Here is a 17,888-nt window from a genome sequence, read left to right as displayed (position 1 = left end):
CCCAAGCGCCGGGAAGCCGCTGAGACCGAGAGCAACGGCCACGCGGAGAGCGCTGTATCAGAAGGGTTCATCACGGTCGCCGACCTGCCGCGCGGCCTCTACGACCATGAGGGGCACGTATCCGTGCGAGACCGTGGGCGGCGGCGAATATCACCCGTTTGCCTATGATTTCGACTCCACCCCGATGAGTCTCGACGATCCGAGCGAGCACTGGGAGGAGAAAGTGAAGGTGCTCCATATCGAGAACCGCAACAATGCGATTGAGAGGCTTAAAGCCGAGTACGGCGAACGCCGCCATGCGCAAGTGATCCAGGACACTAAGGACCTTGGCGCAAAGGCGTTCTCCATCGTCAGTTATCATAACCTGATGCATGAACAGGCGCGCCGCGCCTTTGTATCAGGGCTCTACTTCCCAGCCTTGGTCGCTGCGTGCGCCCTCGGCGAGCGCATCCTGAACCACCTCATCCTGGACCTTCGGGATCACTACAAAGCGTCGCCGTACTACCGCCGTGTTTATCGCAGCGAGTCTTTCGATGACTGGCGGTTCGCCGTGCGCGTGCTGGAAGACTGGGGCGTGCTCTTGCCTGATGTTGGGATAGCTTTCATGGAGCTTGCGACGCTGCGCAACCGCTCGGTCCACTTTAACCCCGCGACCTACTCCACAATGCGGGAGGACGCTCTATCGGCATTGAAAACGCTGGGCCACATCATCCAACTGCAGTTTGGCGGATTCGGCCGGCAACCATGGTTTATCGAAAACACGCCCGGCGCCCAGTTCATCAAGCGGACATACGAGGACGTTCCCTTCGTAAAGACTTATATCGTGCCCTTGAGCGGATTTGTCGGCGTAGAATACGGCATGGACCTCACGGAACGGGGTTGGCGTCATCTCGACTACCATGACTATGGCCCGGGCGATGTCGACGACTCCGCGTATGCGCGTCTCTACCGTGAGCGGGATCATAGCAAAGTCGTTACGCGCGAGATGGTGGAGCGCGCTGCACGGGCGCAGGCAACGGCCGCGGCCGAGGAAGGGGCGGAAAGCGCCCGTCCCGAAGGTGTCGCGCCCCAGGCATAATCTCCACAGCGATCGGTTCCGCCGCGATTTGGCGCTTCGGAGTTGAGCCCGAAATCGCTGCGCATGCGTAGCGAAGCGAATTGACATTATTACGGGCAATGACCGCTATCGTGGTTTCGGTATTTGAGTACGAGCGGCCGAAAGGGCGTCGGTTGGTTATGGGCAGCTTTCCATCAACCGGGGCCGAAACCGGACGGACCGCAGTCGGCCCCGGAGCGGCCATTTCTGAACTCCCGCACATTGGCTTTTCCAGCGCTAAACTGGCCTTGGGCGCCAGATGTTCCCGGTCTGTGCTCGAAAAGTCGCATAAAGGGCAGACTGGCACATGGAACTTGGGTCGCGAGGTGGAGCAAATGCGTTACGCAGGGTCGCAGAACGCGCAAGAGACATTGCAGGTCATCTATAATCGAGCTGTCGGCCCAGCCGACTTCCTATTCGTGCCAGTGAGCAATGGCAATCGTACCAGCGACAGCACCCATTGCTCGCTGCTGCTCGTTGATGGCCGCAACCCGGAGCGGGTCGCCTATCACCACGACTCCTCCCGGACAGGGCCACAACGACGAGCCTGCAAACCAGCTCGCAAGGGTGCTGAACGGCACCTTCGAGGCAGCCCCCATGACCCGACAGCCGAATGCTTATGACTGCGGCGTGTTTGTGTTGGCACGTGGGCGCCGATTGGACAATTGATGGCCGGGCAGCGGCGCCGGGTCGCTGCGACGACCTCGTCGCCGACCGGCAGGCGCTGCAAGACCGGCTGAGGCGGCGCTTCCGCACGGGATTTGTCTAAAATTCCAAGGGGGATTTGTGGAGGTATGACGCCGACAGGCCGGCCTACCGCCAGACTACCCCGCTCATGAACGCGACGCCGGCAGCACTCCCATCTCCTTGAGCAACCAGGCAGCGCCGTCAATCTTGTCCATGGTCCAAAGCATGAAGCGACTGTCGACATGGATGCTTCGACTGCGGTCTGCGGCATATGCCCAATCGGAGATCACTCCATCGAGCGTGCCATCAAAGGCGAGACCGACGAACTCGCCGCGCCCATTCAGCGTGGCCGAGCCGCTATTGCCATTGGTAATGTCGACCGTGGACATGAAGTCGACCGGCAAAGTGCCCAGCTCCGGCGCGACATAGGGGCCATAATTCTTGGCCCGGATCGCAGCGACGGCGGCGGCCGGCGCATCAAACTCGCCCTTGCCAGTGTGCTTGGCCAGAAGTCCCTCAGCCGTGGTGAATGGCGTCCAGATCTGCCCGTCGCGTGTTCGCCCCGACACCTTGCCCCAGGTGATGCGCAGCGATCCATTCGCGTCGGGATACACCGGCCGGCCAATCGCCTGCCAGTAGGCGCGCAGGCCCTGCATATAAGTCGCGCGCGCCGCCTGCGCTCGGCCAGCGCGGTCCTTCGCCGCGCGCTCCGCAGCTATGTCGCCGGGATAGAGCGCGACCGCCAGCTTGATGAAAGGATCGTCCGACGCCTCGAAGGCAGCAGCCGGCTTGTCGAGCCAGCCGAGCCGCGTGGCCGTGTCGGCGAGTTTGGTTTCTGCATAAAGTCGGTCAAGGCCGATTTGGTCCAGAGCCGTTTCGAACGCAGTATCGCGGTCCTTTGCGTCTAGCCGGCGATATTCATCGAGCGCGGCCTCAAATAGCTTGCGATCGATGTCGGGCAGGTAACCGCGTTCGATCTGCGTCAGTTGATCCACGGTCTGGTTACGGTCACGATCCTGAAAGCCGCGTTCGCGGTCTTCATCGAGCTTCTCGTGCTCCTTGGCCCAGCGATACAGAGTGCGCGCGGATGAGAGCATTTGCGCGCGGTTCAGCAGCGCCTGGCGCAGCCCCTCGAGCGAGGCCTGGCTATTCTCGTCCACCATGGCGCCCAGTTCGCCGATCGCTGCGCCATAGCGCGCCTGCCGCGCGGGATCATCGGCGACCCAGTCGTGATAAGCTTTCTCCTCGATAGCCTTGCGCACGTCGAGCCCGATCGCATTGGCCCCGGCGAGATCGCCCGCCAACTTCTTCTTGTAGTTTTCCACGCCTTGCAGGATGGAGGCGTAGCGGATCTGCGCTTCTCGATTGCCTGCCGTGGTTTGGTTTATCTGGGCCGCATAATCCGACAGCAAATGCTGCAACAGCGGTTCGTACCGCGCGAAATTGAACCGTACTTCATCCGCCGTGCGGAACCGATTGGTTTTTCCGGGAAAGCCGACGACCATGACGAAATCGCCGTCTTGCACGCCTTTAGAGGCAATGCGCAGCCAGCTCTTCGGCCGGTAGGGCACGTTGTCGCGCGCATAAGGCCGGGAGGAACCATCAGGAGCGACATAAGCGCGGTAAAAACCGAAGTCGCCTGTGTGGCGCGGCCACGTCCAATTGTCCGTTTCGCCGCCGAAGTTACCGATGCCGAGCGCGGGCGCATAGACGAGGCGCACGTCCTGAATTTCGAGCTTCTGCTGGAGATAGTAGGAGGCGCCGCCATAATAGGACTCCACGTCGCAGCGGCGATTGGGCTGTTCTTCACATGCGGCGATCAGCGCCTTCCGGTTCCTGTCGAGCCGCTCATAGCGGGCAAAGCCGTTCAGCTTGTCCGATACGCCCTTGAGCATGTCGGCGGTCACATCACGGATATCCTCGATCACATAGATGCGGCTGCCGGGCACCGCGGGTAATTCTTCACCAAGGCTTTTCGCTAGAAATCCCTTGGTGAGATAGTCTTGACTCTCCTTGCTGTTGTACTGGATCGATTCCAGCACGCAGTGACGGTTGGTCGCAACCAGTCCTTGCGGACTGACGAAGGAAGCTGAACATCCGCCCAGTGATACGATCGCGTTGAGCGGGGCAGTGTCTAGACGGCTGAGCTGCGCGGGATCAAGCTGGAGTCCATTCGCGCGCATGGCCGCGCCAAGTTCCGTAATCTGGGCCGGCATCCACATGCCTTCGTTCGCCGACGTCCAGAGCAAGTTCATAGCGGTGGCTTGGGCCAAACGACTAAAATTCGAGTTCATGCTGATCTCGTTCCCATTCTGTGTATTGTTCTCCGCTGATCTGGATCGATGAGCTATCGGGCTGACCGGCGTCCGCAAGCGCCTGCGCGGCAGCCACTGGGTGAAGAGTGAGTGGACGGTCAACACAAAAATCTGGGTGACGCTCCCCTCACATCGTATCGGTGCAACGTTTGCGGATCATCCGTTGCACTAATCGTGCCAAAGGATGCCTGAGACGCCCTTCGGGTCCCGCGGAGAAGTCATTCGAGACGCCTCTAACAATATCTCCCGCATTGCGGGCCGGCCATTGGAGCGCCTCGTCAATAAAGCTTTCAATCACCTACGTGGTAAGGGCCTTGCGTGTCCGACCTCCGACATTTGGGTCCGACCTCCGACATTTGGTTGTAGACCCGACACTCTCGTCCTCGCTCGCGACGAAGCCCACTGCCGAACAGCCGTCGTTAATTGTGAGAATGCGTGCTATCGTTTCTGTTACGTGCGGTGTTGCGCGAGGACGAGGGTGCGAGGAGTGCCCGGACTTCCCCTTGCCGCAAATCCGCTCGGCGCTTGGCGACATAACCCGGCGGACTATGTGCGCGAGTGCCGGCGTGAGGCGCGAAAGTAAATCTGGGATGAAACGTCGACCATCCGAATCGAGCATGGAAACCTCATCAAAGCGACAACCGCCAACCGGGTTCGCGAGGCAGGCGCGTTCGTCGTCCCGACGAACATCACCTTTGCTGTCGTCGCTCGGGACGGAGCCAGATACGGCATGTCCGCCGAATCCCTTGAAAAGGTGAGCTTCGTTCTCGATGCCGGCTTGTCGGCGCTCGAAATGCTTCAAAGCGCTGGCGTGACCATGGGCTACGGCTCCGATCTGCTTGGCCAGATGCAGGGGCACCAATCAGAGGAATTTCTTCTGCGCGGCCGCGTTCTCAAGCCTCGGGACGTGATCCGATCCGCGACGGTGGATGCTGCCCGCGTGCTCAACATGGAAGGCCTCATCGGCACCATCGCGCCTAGCGCTCACGCAGATCTCATCGCCGTCTACGGCAATCCGTTGAAGGACCTCGCGATTTTGTCCGATCCCGCCCGGCTTCGAAAGATCATCAAGGGCGGGTGAGTGGTGAAGAATGAATAACCAGACGCAGGTAATCCGTTGCCATTCAGGGGAATTACGCAACACATATACAGGCAGGAGCACAACAGAACGTATTGAGCAGCTACCGATGGTTCCGAAGGCATGACGCTGCGATTGCCGCCTTCGTGCTGCCGGTGCTCAAAACTCTCAATCGTCCCTGACCAGCCTTGAAATCTCGGCGCTAATATCGGCTCCTTCGTAGGGCAATGCCTGAGGACGTTTCTCGCACGCCTAGCCGTCATGATACACGCGCTCATTTGATTGCGTGGCATCGGTGGAGAGCGCTGTCACAAACGGCTGGACGACATTCCTCATATCGCGCCGGCGGAGCCTGTTTTGATCGTGCCCCATGGCGTGGTGTAGGTAACGGCATTGGTCGCCGTGCTCTCCGGCAAGGGCCGGACTGATCAGCGCGCCACTGCCGGCAGGCTGATGAGCGGATCATCGCTCATCTGGCTGATGGTCTCAAGGGTCATGTAGCGCGCCCGCTGCACGGCCCATTCATCATTCTGTTCGAGCAGGAGGGCGCCGACGAGACGGACTATGGCATCGTCATTGGGGAAGATGCCGACGACCTCGGTCCTGCGCTTGATCTCGCCGTTGAGGCGCTCGATCGGGTTGGTGCTATGCAGCTTGGCACGGTGCTCCTTGGGGAAGGTCATGTAGGCAAGCACGTCGGGCTCGGCATCGTCCATGATGGTGGCGAGCTTGGGCACCTTCGGCCGGATCTGGTCGGCAACGGCGCGCCATTGGGTGCTGGCGGCCTCGGCCGTCTCCTGGGCGAAGGCGGTGGCGATGAAGGCCGAGGCGACGCGGCGGCCGCTCTTGCCGGCATGCGCCAGCACGTTCCTCATGAAATGGACCCGGCAGCGCTGCCATGTCGCGCACAGCACCTTGGTGACGGCCGCCTTGATGCCTTCATGGGCATCGGAAACGACGAGCTTGACGCCGCGCAGGCCGCGGCGGGTCAGCTTGCGCAAAAACTCCGTCCAGATCGGCTCGGCCTCAGACGTGCCGACCTCCATGCCCAGCACTTCGCGCCGGCCGTCTGCGTTTACACCGACGGCGATGATGACGGCGACCGAGACGATGCGTCCGCCGCGGCGCACCTTCAGGTAGGTGGCATCGATCCACAGATAGGGCCAGTCGCCCTCGATGGGCCTGTCGAGGAAGGCCTTCACCTTGCCGTCGATCTCCTCGCACAGCCGGCTGACCTGGCTCTTGGAGACGCCGCTCATGCCCATCGCCTTGACCAGGTCGTCGACCGAGCGCGTCGAGATACCCTGGACGTAGGCCTCCTGGATGACGGCGATCAGCGCCTTCTCGGCCATGCGCCGCGGCTCAAGGAAGCTCGGGAAGTAAGAGCCCTTCCTGAGCTTGGGGATGCGCAGCTCGACGGTGCCGCCGCGTCTCCCAGTCTCTGTCGCGGTAGCCGTTGCGCTGGACAAGCCGCAGCGGGTTCTTCTCGCCATGGGCCGCGCCGGTGGCGGCGCCCACCTCCAGCTCCATCAGCCGCTCGGCGGCAAAGCCGATCATCTCGCGCAGGATATCGGCATCGGGGGTCTTCTCTACGAGCGTGCGCAGGTTCATCATGTCGTTGGTCATCGGTGGTTCCTTCGAATCAGGTTGTGTCAGCAACCCAACCCTACCGAAGAACATCGATGACCGCCGCTGCGCCGCTCGCTCGCTACAGCGCTGTTGAGGGCGCGCTCGCGAGCGGCTTCGCTATCGCCGACCTACACCACGCGGTGGGACACGACCCCTGTTTTCACCAAAGTCGAACTCGCGGGTGACGCCTACGGCCCCTGCCAAGTTAATCCCATTTGAGATCGAATGCGGTGGGCGTGCCGCTCCTAGCAGCGCCGTTTTTCCCATTGACGTGAAAACATCAGAACAAAGTACCTTATGTCTACAGATTTCGTAGAATATCGTTTGGTTTCGGTGGTGGCCTATGGCGCATGTGTGGGAGATAGATGACTTGGCACGATTATCGGTTCTTGGAATATCCGGCGGTGTAAGCAACCCGTCCCGCACCACGGCGGTCGTCAATGCGCTGGTCAAGGCGGTCGCGTTGCGCCTGCTTGCCGACACCGGTCTGATTGAGATCACGGAGGCAGCACCGTCGCTTTTCGCCGGACTATCCCGCGGCGCACTTGGCGCATCTGGAGAAGCGATTATCCAGCGTGTCGAGAAGGCCGATTTGCTCGTGGTCGGAACGCCTGTCTATAGGGCTTCCTACACTGGCGCTCTCAAGCACCTGTTCGACCTGGTCGACTATCGCGCGTTGACGGGCAAGACCGTGCTTCTCGCGGCGACCGGCGGGAGCCCATACCATGGCCTGGTGCTCGAACATCAGCTCCGGCCATTGTTCGGCTTTTTTGGCGCTGTCACCGTCCCTACGGGCGTCTACGGCACGCCCGACGATTTCGTCGATGGCGAAATCGTCGGCGCAGCCATCATCGAGCGTATTGCAAGGGCCGCTACCGACGCGGTCTCCTTGCTCAACTCAAGTCACGCAAATGCCGCCGTCGCCACCCGCGTCGGCTGAGCCAATCAACAGGGGAAACGACGACATGAGTTCGCATTCCGACGCCATCAAATTCGCCTACTGGGTCCCGAACGTCTCCGGCGGCCTGGTCATCTCCAACATCGAGCAGCGGACGGGTTGGGATATCGACTACAACCGCAAGCTCGCCCAGATTGCCGAGGCCAACGGGTTCGACTATGCGCTGAGCCAGATCCGTTTCACAGCCGGCTATGGGGCCGACAACCAGCACGAATCAGTCTCGTTCAGCCATGCCTTGCTTGCCGCGACCACAACGCTGAAGGTCATCGCAGCGATCCTGCCCGGTCCGTGGAACCCTGCGCTGGCGGCCAAGCAGATCGCTACCATCAACCACCTGACCAATGGCCGCGTCTCCGTCAATGTCGTCAGCGGCTGGTTCCGAGGCGAGTTCGCCGCGATTGGCGAACTCTGGCTCGATCATGACGAGCGCTATCGCCGGTCGGAGGAATTTATCCGAGCGTTGCGCGGCATCTGGACGGAAGACAGCTTCACGCTGAAGGGCGATTTCTACCGCTTCACCAACTATTCCATGAAGCCGAAGCCGATCGAGCCCTTGCCCGAGATATTCCAGGGCGGCTCGTCGCGAGCCGCTCGCGACATGGCGTCTCGTGTCTCCGATTGGTATTTCACCAACGGCAATACCCCGGAGGAGATCCGGAAGCAGGTCGACGACATCCGCACCAAGGCGAAAGCCAACGGCCACAAGGTTAGGATCGGCGTCAACGCTTTCGCCATCGCCCGCGAGAGCGAGCAGGAAGCGCGCGCCGTGCTCGACGAGATCATCGCCAAGGCGAATCCGGAGGCGGTGCAGGGCTTTGCCGATCAGGTCAAGAATGCCGGCAAGGCCTCGCCGGAAGGCGAAGGCAATTGGGCGAAGTCGTCCCTCGAGGATCTCGTTCAGTACAATGACGGCTTCCGCAGCAATCTCATCGGCACGCCGGAACAGATCGCCGAACGCATCCTGAAACTGAAGGACGCCGGTGCCGACCTGATCCTGCTCGGCTTCCTGCATTTCCAGGAAGAGGTCGAGTTCTTCGGCAAGCGCGTCATTCCTCTGGTGCGCGAACTGGAAGCAGCTCGCGACAGGGAGCTTGTCGCCGCGGAATAGGACGGGCGCGGCCCACGGGGCCGCAGCCGACACGCCTTCAAAAGCAGGAATGTTTCATGATTGGTGCTTCGCTGGGAGCGGCCGCATACGAGCGCGCGTCCGAAATTTCCGCCATCCTCGCGGTGGCTAACCCCGTCGGCGACAGGCGTCTGGCACGCCTGTCGTCACGGCCGGATGTGGTTCTCGCGCTGAGCGGGATCGGCATTTCCTTTGGCGGGGTCAAGGCGCTGAGCGATGTTGATCTCGAAGTGGAAGTCGGCGAGATCCGCGCGGTGATCGGCCCCAACGGCGCCGGCAAGTCCTCACTGATCAACATCATCAGCGGCCTCTATCACGCCGACCGCGGCAGGATTGCGATCGGCGGGCAGTCCTTCTCCCGGGTGCCGGCGAGCCGTCTAGCACGGCTCGGCGTTGCGCGAACCTTCCAGAACCTGGCGCTATTCGGCGGTCTGTCCGTGCGCAACAACATCGCGTGCGGCCGCGTCCACACCAGGCGCGCCAGTTTCGTCGAACATATTGCAGGTCTGCCACGCGCCCGGAGCGAAGATGCGGGAATCGCCGAAAAGACCGATCAGATAGTCGCCTTCCTGCATCTCGAAAGCGTCGCCGACCGCCTCGTCGCCACCTTGCCTTACGGCCTGCAGAAGCGGGTCGAGCTGGCGCGCGCGCTGGTCGCCGAGCCGAAGCTGCTGCTGCTCGACGAGCCGATGGCCGGCTTGACGGCGACCGAGAAGGCCGAGATGGCCGGCTTCGTGCGCGCCGCGCGCGACCGGCACGGCGTCACCATCATCCTGATCGAGCACGACATCGGCGTCGTCATGGGCCTCTCCGACCGCGTCGCCGTGCTCGACTACGGCCGCAAGATCGCAGACGGGACGCCGGCCGAGGTCAGGGCCGATCCGGCAGTGATCCGGGCCTATATCGGCACCGCCGAGGGCGAGAATGGCGAGGACATCCGATGAGCTACTATGATTTCCTCTTCGTCATCGAAGTGCTGGTCGGCGGCCTGCTCTCTGGCGTCATGTATTCGCTTGTCGCCATAGGTTTCGTGCTGATCTACAAGACGTCGGGCGTGCTGAACTTCGCGCAGGGGTCGATGGTGCTGTTCGCAGCGCTCACCTTTGTCAGCCTCGTCGAACGCGGCATCCCCTTCGCGCTTTCGCTGCTCATCACCTTCGCGGTCATGGTCGCGCTCGGCTTCACCATCGAGCGGACCGTGCTCAGGCCGCTGGTCAACCGCTCGCCGATGACGCTGTTCATGGCGACGCTGGGGCTCTCCTACATCATCGAAGGTGCCGCCCAGCTTATCTGGGGCACGCAGGTGCACGGGCTCGACCTCGGCATCGACGACACCCCCTTCGAGGTCGGCGGCATACTGATCTCATCCTTCGACCTGCTGGCGGCGGCGATCGCCGCCGCCATGGTCGCAGGCCTCAGCGCCTTCTTCTATTGGACGCGGATCGGCCTTGCGTTTCGCGCCGTCGCCGACGATCAGTTCGCGGCCCTCGCCGTCGGGCTGCGGCTGCCTCGCATCTGGGGCACCGTGTGGACGGCGGCCGGCTTCGTCGCGCTGGTCGCCGGACTGTTGTGGGGCGCGCGTCTCGGCGTCCAGTTCTCGCTGTCGCTGATCGTGCTGAAGGCGCTGCCGGTGCTGGTGCTTGGCGGCTTCGATTCCATCCTCGGCGCCATCGTTGGCGGCCTCATCATCGGCGCCAGCGAGAAGCTGGCCGAGGTCTATCTCGGCCCGTTCGTCGGCGGCGGCATCGAGGGCTGGTTCGCCTATGCGCTGGCGCTGGTTGTGCTTTTGGTGCGCCCCTCCGGCCTGTTTGGCCAGAAAACCGTCGAAAGGGTCTGAACCATGGCCGTGCAAGCTCTCGACGCCGCAAGGCTTCCAGTCGACTGGGCGAAACTCGTTCAGAAGCTGGCGTTGGCGACCGCCCTGTTCGTCGTCGCCTACGGCGTGGTCCCTGCCTATGCTTCGGGCTATCTGGTCGAGGCGATCCTGCTGCCATTCCTGGCGCTCAGCCTGGCGGCGGTCGGCCTCAATTTGCTGACCGGCTATTGCGGCCAGCTCTCGCTTGGCTCTTCCGCCTTCATGGCGGTGGGCGCGTTCGGCGCCTACAATTTCAACCTCAGGGTCGAAGGCCTGCCGCTGGCGGTGACCATGATCCTGGCCGGAATTTCCGCCGCCGGCTTCGGCGTCGTGTTCGGCCTGCCCAGTCTCAGGCTGCGCGGCTTCTACCTCGCCGTCTCGACGCTCGCCGCCCAGTTCTTCGGGCAATGGGCGCTGACCAAGTTCGGCTGGTTCTCCAACGACAACCCGTCCGGGGTGATCTCGGCGCCGCACCTGGCCGTCGCCGGTCTTTCGCTCGACAGCGCGACCGGCCGCTATTTGCTTTCGGTCACCACGGTCATGGTGCTGACGGCCCTCGTCTGGCGCTTGGTCAACAGCGCGACCGGTCGCAACTTCATCGCCGTGCGGGACAACGAAACCGCCGCACGCGTCATCGGTGTGCCGGTGCTGCGAACCAAGCTTCTGGCGTTCGCCATCTCGTCGTTCATCATCGGTATCGCCGGCGTGCTGTGGGCCTTCACCTATCTGCGCACCGTCGAGCCGGCAGGCTTCAATCTCGACCGCTCATTCCAGATCCTGTTCATCATCATCATCGGCGGGCTGGCCTCGATCCGTGGCGCGTTTTTGGGTGCGGCGTTCATCGTTGTCCTCCCGCTCTTTCTGTCCCGGCTCGGCGCCTTCCTGTTCGGCGGCCTGTTCGATTCGGGCGTTCTCGACATGAGCCAGCGCATCGTGCTCGGCGCCCTTATCATCATCTTCCTCATCGCGGAACCGAGCGGGCTGTCGGCCCTCTTCGACCGCCTCAAACGACGGATCGGCTCAAGGTCCAGCTGATTGCCGCTCAACTTCCTCCTCCGCTCGGACCAACCCATCAGGAGACGTAAGCAATGACCTTCTTCAGTCACCTAAGAAAAGCGGCGATCGCCACGGCCTTCGTGCTCGGCGCGACGGCGGTTCACGCCGAAGAACAATACTTTCCCCTGCAGAGCTACCGTGTCGGTCCGTATGCGGCCGGCGGAACCGGCTTTTTCGGTGGCTTCATCGACTATCTCAACCTGATCAACATCCGCGACGGCGGCGTCAATGGCGTCAAGCTGGCCTGGAGCGAAGGCGAGACGCAATATGAGGTCGAGAAGGGCGTCGAGGTGTATGAACGGTTGAAGAGCAATCCCGGCATCGCTGCCTGGAATCCACTCTCGGTCGGCATCGCCTATGCCATGATCGATCGCATCACCGACGACAAGGTGCCGCTGATCACCATCAACCACGGCCGCACAGACACGACCGACGGGCGGGTGTTCCCTTACGTCTTCCCGCTGCTGCTCAATCCTTACAGCGAGACCTCCGGCATCGTGAACTACATCGCGTCCAAGGAAGGAGGCCTCGACAAGCTCAAGGGCAAGAACATCGTCGTGCTCTATCACGGCTCGCCCTATGGGAAGGAGACGATCCCGATCTATGAGCTGCTGTCGCAGAAATACGGCTTCGAGCTGTCGCAGATCGAGGTGCCGCATCCCGGCAACGAGCAGCAGGCGCAGTGGCTGACCATCCGGCGCGAGCATCCTGACTATGTCGTGCTGCGCGGCTGGGGCGTGATGAACCCCGTCGCCTTGAAGACCGCGCAGAAGACAGGCTTCCCGGCCGATCACATCATAGGCAATGTCTGGTCGAATTCCGAAGAGGATGTCATCCCCGCCGGCGATGCCGCCAAGGGCTATACGGCCATCACCACCCAGGCCTCGGGTGAGCGGTATCCGGTGGTCCAGGAGATCGTCAAAACGGTCTACGGCGACGGCAAAGGCAATCTCGAGGACAAAAGCCGCATCGGCTCGGTCTACCACAATCTCGGCATCGTCAATGGCATCCTCAATGTCGAGGCGGTCCGCATCGCACAGGCCAAGTTCGGCAACCGCACGCTGACCGGCGACGAAGTGCGTTGGGGCTTCGAGCATCTCAAGCTCGATCCGGCGCGCGTCGAGGCACTCGGCGCCAAGGACCTGTTCCACTCGATCAACGTCTCCTGGGACAATCACGAGGGTGACGGCTACGTGACCTTCCAGCAATGGGACGGCAAGAAGTGGAATGTCGTCTCCGACTGGATCGCTCCCGACTGGAAGCTGCTGCGTCCGATCATCGAGAAGTCGTCCGAGGCGTATGCCAAGGAAAAGGGCATCAAGATCCGCACGGCCGAGGACGCCGACGCGGTGGTCAGCAACTGAATTTGGTATGGTGCGGCCGACAAATCTGGCCGGCCGCGCCATCCACCTTCCCGAGCGGAGTCATCGATGTCCATCCCGGAATACCCGATACTGTCAGTTAGCAGCGTGGAGGCTGTCTACAACGGCGCCATCGCCGCCCTACACGGCGTCGACTTGTTGGTTGGCAGGGGCGAGATCGTCGCGCTGCTCGGCTCCAACGGTGCCGGCAAGACGACACTGCTGCGCGCCGTATCCAATCTCCTTCCGGCTGAGCGCGGCGCCATTACCGCCGGTCGGATCACCTTCGGTGGCGAGGATGTTTCAAGGGCAAGCCCCTCGCACCTAGTCCGCAGCGGCCTTGTCCAAGTCCTCGAGGGCCGGCATTGCTTCCGCTCGCTGACGGTCGAAGAGAACCTCTTCACCGGCGCGCTCGGACGCTCGTCCTCTCGCACGGGCGTCAAGGCGGACCTCGATCGTGTCTATTCACTTTTCCCAAGGCTCGCCGAGAAGCGGCGAACCCGGTCCGGCCTCACTTCCGGGGGCGAGCAGCAGATGACGGCTATCGGCCGGGGTCTGATGTCGCGGCCGAAACTCTTTGTTCTGGACGAGCCGTCGATGGGGCTGGCACCGCTGATCGTCGACGAGATCTTCAGCGCCCTGAAACGGCTCAACCGCGACGAAGGCCTTTCGATCCTCGTTGCCGAACAGAATTCGGCGGTCGCGCTGAAATACGCCGACCGCGCCACCGTGCTCGAGAACGGCGTCAGCGTGCTGGAAGGATCGGCTGCCGACTTGCGCCAGCGCACCGATATCAAAACCTACTACCTCGGCGGCGCGCCGCTTCCACCGCAACATTTTCCCAAGGAGACAGCAGCATGACCATCCAATCCAGGCAGGCGTCGGATAGCCGCAGTGCCGTCCCGCCGGTCGAACGACCCTCTGCCAAGGCGCATGTGATCAAGGCCGATGCCGAGGCAATCGCTGTCGCCGAAAAACTCGCCGCCGAATTCGCCAGGGATGCCTCCAAGCGGGATCGTGAACGCATCTGGCCGAAGGAAGAGCTCGATGCGTTTTCGCAGAGCGGCCTGTGGTCGATCAACGTGCCGAAAGCCTATGGCGGGCCGGAGCTCTCCTATGTGACCCTGTCGAAGGTGATCACCATCATCTCGGCGGCCGATCCGTCGCTCGGCCAGATTCCGCAGAACCATCTTGGCGTCGTCGCCGCTATCCGCACCGTCTCCGACGAGGCGCAGAAGAAGCTGCTTTTCGCTGAGGTGCTGTCCGGCACGCGCTTCGGCAACGCGTTCTCCGAGTTCGGCTCCAAGCGCGCGGCCGACTTCGAGACAAAGTTCGTCGACGCCGGCGACCATGTCGTGGTCAACGGCCAGAAATTCTATTCGAGCGGTGCTCTGCTTGCCCATCTGGTTCCGATCGTGGCGCTCGATGACGAGGGGCGCGCCTGGTATGCCATCGCCGATCGCGGCGCGCCCGGACTGACGGTGATCGACGACTGGTCGAGCTTCGGACAGAAGACGACTTTGTCCGGCACGGTCCTGCTCGACAATGTCAAGGTGCCCAAAACGCATCTTGTCCCCGGCTACAAGGGCTATGACAGGCCGACGGCCGACGGCGCCATCTTCCAGATCATCCAGGCCGCGGTCGATCTCGGCATCGCCAAGGCGGCGATCGACGAGACTGTCGGCTTCGTGCGCACCAAGTCGCGCGCCTGGATCGACAGCGGCGTCGATCATGCCTGGCAGGATCCTTATACGATCCAGGCGATTGGCGACCTTCGCCTGCGGGCCAACGCGGCAGAGGCGGTTCTGGAAAGGGCCGGGCTTGCGGTCGATCGCGCCGTGGCCGACCCGAACGAGAAGACCGTCGCGGAAGCGCAGATCGCGGTTGCCGAATCCAAGATCCTCACGACAGAGATCGCCATCATTGCCACGAACAAGCTGTTCGAGCTCGCCGGCACACGCTCGACGCTGGCCGAGCACAATCTCGACCGGCACTGGCGCAACGCCCGCACCCACACGCTGCACGATCCGGTGCGCTGGAAATACGCGATCCTCGGCAACTACTACCTCAACGACGTAAATCCGCCGCTCCATGCCTGGAGCTGAGCGAAGCGCCTCCAAATCACAGAGGACCATTCATGAGCATTGCCACTCCCGACAGGATCAAGGTCCTGTGGTTTCTGCCGACTCATGGCGACAGCCGCTATCTCGGCACCTCAGAGGGGGGCAGGGCGGTCGACTTGCCCTATCTCACCCAAGTCGCGAAAGCCGCCGATGCCATCGGCTACTATGGCGCGCTGCTGCCGACAGGACGCAGTTGCGAAGATAGCTGGGTCGTGGCGTCGGCGCTGGCACCGCTGACGCAGCGGCTTCGCTTCCTTGTCGCCGTCCGGCCGGGCCTGCAATCGCCGACGCTAGCCGCGCGCATGACCTCGACGCTCGACCGCATTTCCGGCGGACGCCTGCTCATCAACGTCGTCACCGGCGGGGATCCGGTCGAGAACAAGGGCGACGGCATCTTCCTCAGCCATGACGAGCGCTATGAGGTGACGCGGGAATTCCTCGACATCTACAAGGCGGTGCTTCGCGGCGAGACCGTAGCGTTCGCAGGCAAGCACTTCCGTATCGAGGACGGTCGCCTACTGTTTCCGCCCGTGCAGACGCCACATCCGCCGCTCTATTTCGGCGGCTCGTCCGATGCCGCTAACGCGGTCGCCGCCGAACAGATCGACAAATATTTGACCTGGGGCGAACCGCCGGCGGACGTCGCGGCAAAGATTGCCCATGTGCGCGGTCTTGCCGAGAAAGCCGGGCGCCAGGTGACCTTCGGCATCCGGCTGCATGTCATCGTCCGCGAGACCAATCATGAGGCCTGGGCCGATGCCGACCGCCTGATCAGCCGCCTGGACGACAACACGATAACCGAGGCGCAGAAGGTTTTCGCGCGCATGGATTCCGTCGGCCAGTCGCGCATGAGCCGGCTTCATGGCGGCCGCCGCGACAAGCTCGAAATCAGTCCGAACCTGTGGGCTGGCGTTGGCCTGGTGCGCGGCGGCGCCGGCACCGCCCTGGTCGGCGATGCGGCGACAGTTGCGGAACGGATCGACGAATACCGGCGCATTGGCATCGATAGCTTTATCCTGTCCGGCTATCCGCATCTGGAGGAGGAACTGGTGTTGCCGTTGTTGCCGCTCGATCATGAAATCTCGACGCGCCCGACGGCAGTGAACATGGGACCGTTCGGCGAAACGGTGGCCGGCGACCATCGGCCTTCGGCACTGCGCGCGAGTCAGTCTTGAGCGCCAGAGACTTGGGCAGGGGACCGGTCGTAGCCATCATCGGTGGCGGCTTTTCCGGTGCGGCGACCGCGTTTCATCTTGCGCGGCTGCTGCCCGCCGGTGCTGCCGATATCGTGGTCGTCGAGCCCAGAGAGGGGCTCGGCTATGGTCTGGCCTACTCGACGGCCGATCCTTCACACCGCATCAATGTGCCGGCGTCGAGAATGACGCTGATCTCCGGCCAGGACAGCCACTTTGCCGATTGGCTGGAGCAGACCGGCGCGATTCTCGACGATGCCGAGGCTATTGCCGCAAATGGAGCACTCTACCCACAACGACGCGTTTTCGGGCGCTACGTGGAATCTTATCTACAACCCTTTCTGTTCGGCAAAGTGATCCGTCATGTCAGGTCCGCCGTCGCGTCAGTCGAGCTTAGTGGCCAGGGCTACATCCTGATTCTCGCTGATGGAAGGACGCTCGCAGCCGACGCCCTAGTGATTGCGGCGACGCATCCGCCACCGGCCTTGCCATCGGCCCTGCGGTCTGTGGCTGCTGCTGCCCGGCTGGTGGCCAATCCCTATGATCTCGGAGGGCTGCAAGCGATCGGCCGCGACGACCAAGTGCTCGTAGTCGGCACTGGATTGACGTCGGCGGATATCATTGCCACGCTGGACCGCAATGGGCATCGTAGCCGCATCGTCGCGCTGTCACGTCATGGTTATCGTTCGCGCAGCCACGCGGTGCTCCCGGGCGACCCGATTGGTGATTTCATCAGTCTGCCTTCACGCAGCGCAACAGTGATGCTCAGACGCATCCGGGCCACGATCCTAGATGCCAAGCGTCGGGGCGAAGACTGGCACCCGGTCCTCGATGCCGTCCGACGTCAGGGACAAATCATCTGGCAGGCCCTGCCGCTCGACGAGCAACGCCGCCTCGTGCGCCATTTGCGCACGCTGTGGGATGTGCATCGCTTCCGCATCGCGCCACAGGTCGCGGACGTGCTCGATCGCCGCGTTGCCGAAGGCATGCTCGCCTATCGCGCCGCATCGATCGTCGGCGCCGAGCAGGTCGACGGGCGCATTCGGGTCACGCTGCGGCCAAGGCGCCAACCCACTCAGACAACCGAGACGTTCGACAGGGTGGTCGTCACGACCGGGCCGGCGCATGCCGATATTTTCCGGACCAACACAGCAATTGCCGATCTCGGGCGAATGGGACTGGTCCGGCTAGACCCGATTGGCCTTGGCCTGGCGACCGACAGCCAAGGCCGTGCGGTCAGCACTTCCGGCCGACCGACCGACAGCATTTTCGTCAGCGGGCCGCTGGCGCGCGGCAGCGTTGGCGAATTGATGGGAATTCCCGAAGTCACCGCGCATGCCGAGCGTATAGCCGCTGAAATCCACCAATGGCTTGGATACCAAACGGCGTTGCGTCGTAAGGCGTCGTGAAG

General features: G+C 62.6%; 13 protein-coding genes and 1 pseudogene. 12 read left to right on the top strand and 2 right to left on the bottom strand.

Features of this window, described 5'->3' with window-relative positions; translation table 11 throughout:
• The first annotated feature begins 133 nt into the window (after nt 1-133).
• Complete coding sequence (locus tag EN846_RS00185; RefSeq protein ID WP_135913813.1) at nt 134-1,078, top strand: hypothetical protein; 945 nt, start codon at nt 134-136, stop codon at nt 1,076-1,078.
• Between the two features lie 851 nt (nt 1,079-1,929).
• Here the strand turns inward: EN846_RS00185 and EN846_RS00180 are convergent.
• Complete coding sequence (locus EN846_RS00180) at nt 1,930-4,077, bottom strand: S46 family peptidase (RefSeq protein ID WP_095517097.1); 2,148 nt, start codon at nt 4,075-4,077, stop codon at nt 1,930-1,932.
• A 604-nt stretch (nt 4,078-4,681) separates the two neighbouring features.
• On the opposite strand from EN846_RS00180, the gene EN846_RS00175 reads away from it, so the two are divergent.
• The gene (locus EN846_RS00175) at nt 4,682-5,179 is read left to right on the top strand and encodes an amidohydrolase family protein (protein WP_329609722.1); all 498 of its coding nucleotides are present in this window, start codon (nt 4,682-4,684) and stop codon (nt 5,177-5,179) included.
• A 425-nt stretch (nt 5,180-5,604) separates the two neighbouring features.
• Here the strand turns inward: EN846_RS00175 and EN846_RS00170 are convergent.
• Nucleotides 5,605-6,802: pseudogene (locus EN846_RS00170) on the bottom strand (IS256 family transposase).
• Nucleotides 6,803-7,148: 346 nt separating this feature from the next.
• Here EN846_RS00170 and msuE point away from each other — a divergent pair.
• The 10 genes from msuE (at nt 7,149) to EN846_RS00120 (ending at nt 17,886) form a co-directional block, all read left to right on the top strand.
• A complete protein-coding gene (gene msuE / locus EN846_RS00165) occupies nt 7,149-7,745 on the top strand; it encodes an FMN reductase (RefSeq protein WP_051695613.1) in 597 nt (198 codons plus the stop codon).
• 25 nt (nt 7,746-7,770) lie between these two features.
• Nucleotides 7,771-8,871 (top strand): dimethylsulfone monooxygenase SfnG, encoded by a 1,101-nt coding sequence (sfnG, locus tag EN846_RS00160; RefSeq protein WP_091600500.1) that lies wholly within the window; start codon nt 7,771-7,773, stop codon nt 8,869-8,871.
• A 56-nt stretch (nt 8,872-8,927) separates the two neighbouring features.
• Nucleotides 8,928-9,833 (top strand): ABC transporter ATP-binding protein, encoded by a 906-nt coding sequence (locus EN846_RS00155; protein WP_135913812.1) that lies wholly within the window; start codon nt 8,928-8,930, stop codon nt 9,831-9,833.
• Entirely contained in the window at nt 9,830-10,726 is an 897-nt protein-coding gene (locus EN846_RS00150) for a branched-chain amino acid ABC transporter permease (RefSeq protein ID WP_029356685.1), read from the top strand. Before EN846_RS00155 ends, EN846_RS00150 begins: the two co-directional genes overlap by 4 nt.
• 3 nt (nt 10,727-10,729) lie before the next feature.
• Entirely contained in the window at nt 10,730-11,779 is a 1,050-nt protein-coding gene (locus EN846_RS00145) for a branched-chain amino acid ABC transporter permease (protein WP_135913811.1), read from the top strand.
• 53 nt (nt 11,780-11,832) lie between these two features.
• A complete protein-coding gene (locus tag EN846_RS00140) occupies nt 11,833-13,164 on the top strand; it encodes an ABC transporter substrate-binding protein (RefSeq protein ID WP_127240525.1) in 1,332 nt (443 codons plus the stop codon).
• A gap of 66 nt (nt 13,165-13,230) precedes the next feature.
• Entirely contained in the window at nt 13,231-14,022 is a 792-nt protein-coding gene (locus EN846_RS00135) for an ABC transporter ATP-binding protein (RefSeq protein WP_091600476.1), read from the top strand.
• Nucleotides 14,019-15,266 (top strand): SfnB family sulfur acquisition oxidoreductase, encoded by a 1,248-nt coding sequence (locus EN846_RS00130; RefSeq protein WP_095517101.1) that lies wholly within the window; start codon nt 14,019-14,021, stop codon nt 15,264-15,266. Before EN846_RS00135 ends, EN846_RS00130 begins: the two co-directional genes overlap by 4 nt.
• 32 nt (nt 15,267-15,298) lie before the next feature.
• Nucleotides 15,299-16,459: an FMNH2-dependent alkanesulfonate monooxygenase gene (gene ssuD, locus EN846_RS00125; protein ID WP_135913810.1), complete on the top strand. Its 1,161-nt coding sequence runs from the start codon at nt 15,299-15,301 to the stop codon at nt 16,457-16,459.
• Nucleotides 16,456-17,886, top strand: a complete 1,431-nt coding sequence (locus EN846_RS00120; RefSeq protein WP_091600474.1) for an FAD/NAD(P)-binding protein — start codon at nt 16,456-16,458, stop codon at nt 17,884-17,886. The genes ssuD and EN846_RS00120 overlap by 4 nt, the downstream gene beginning before the upstream one ends.
• The last annotated feature ends 2 nt before the right edge of the window (nt 17,887-17,888 follow it).

It is taken from the genome of Mesorhizobium sp. M4B.F.Ca.ET.203.01.1.1 (genome assembly GCF_004791025.1).
Taxonomy (GTDB): domain Bacteria; phylum Pseudomonadota; class Alphaproteobacteria; order Rhizobiales; family Rhizobiaceae; genus Mesorhizobium; species Mesorhizobium abyssinicae.
Note: the sequence above shows the minus strand (reverse complement) of the source record. Positions and strands in the feature narration are given on the sequence as shown.

Excerpts from the sequence above, each read along its gene's own strand:
- EN846_RS00145 (WP_135913811.1), top strand. The coding sequence starts at position 10,730 with ATGGCCGTGCAAGCTCTCGACGCCGCAAGGCTTCCAGTCGACTGGGCG.
- msuE (WP_051695613.1), top strand. The coding sequence starts at position 7,149 with ATGGCGCATGTGTGGGAGATAGATGACTTGGCACGATTATCGGTTCTT.
- EN846_RS00135 (WP_091600476.1), top strand. The coding sequence starts at position 13,231 with ATGTCCATCCCGGAATACCCGATACTGTCAGTTAGCAGCGTGGAGGCT.
- EN846_RS00155 (WP_135913812.1), top strand. The coding sequence starts at position 8,928 with ATGATTGGTGCTTCGCTGGGAGCGGCCGCATACGAGCGCGCGTCCGAA.
- ssuD (WP_135913810.1), top strand. The coding sequence starts at position 15,299 with ATGAGCATTGCCACTCCCGACAGGATCAAGGTCCTGTGGTTTCTGCCG.
- EN846_RS00180 (WP_095517097.1), bottom strand. The coding sequence starts at position 4,077 with ATGAACTCGAATTTTAGTCGTTTGGCCCAAGCCACCGCTATGAACTTG.
- EN846_RS00140 (WP_127240525.1), top strand. The coding sequence starts at position 11,833 with ATGACCTTCTTCAGTCACCTAAGAAAAGCGGCGATCGCCACGGCCTTC.
- EN846_RS00150 (WP_029356685.1), top strand. The coding sequence starts at position 9,830 with ATGAGCTACTATGATTTCCTCTTCGTCATCGAAGTGCTGGTCGGCGGC.
- EN846_RS00130 (WP_095517101.1), top strand. The coding sequence starts at position 14,019 with ATGACCATCCAATCCAGGCAGGCGTCGGATAGCCGCAGTGCCGTCCCG.
- sfnG (WP_091600500.1), top strand. The coding sequence starts at position 7,771 with ATGAGTTCGCATTCCGACGCCATCAAATTCGCCTACTGGGTCCCGAAC.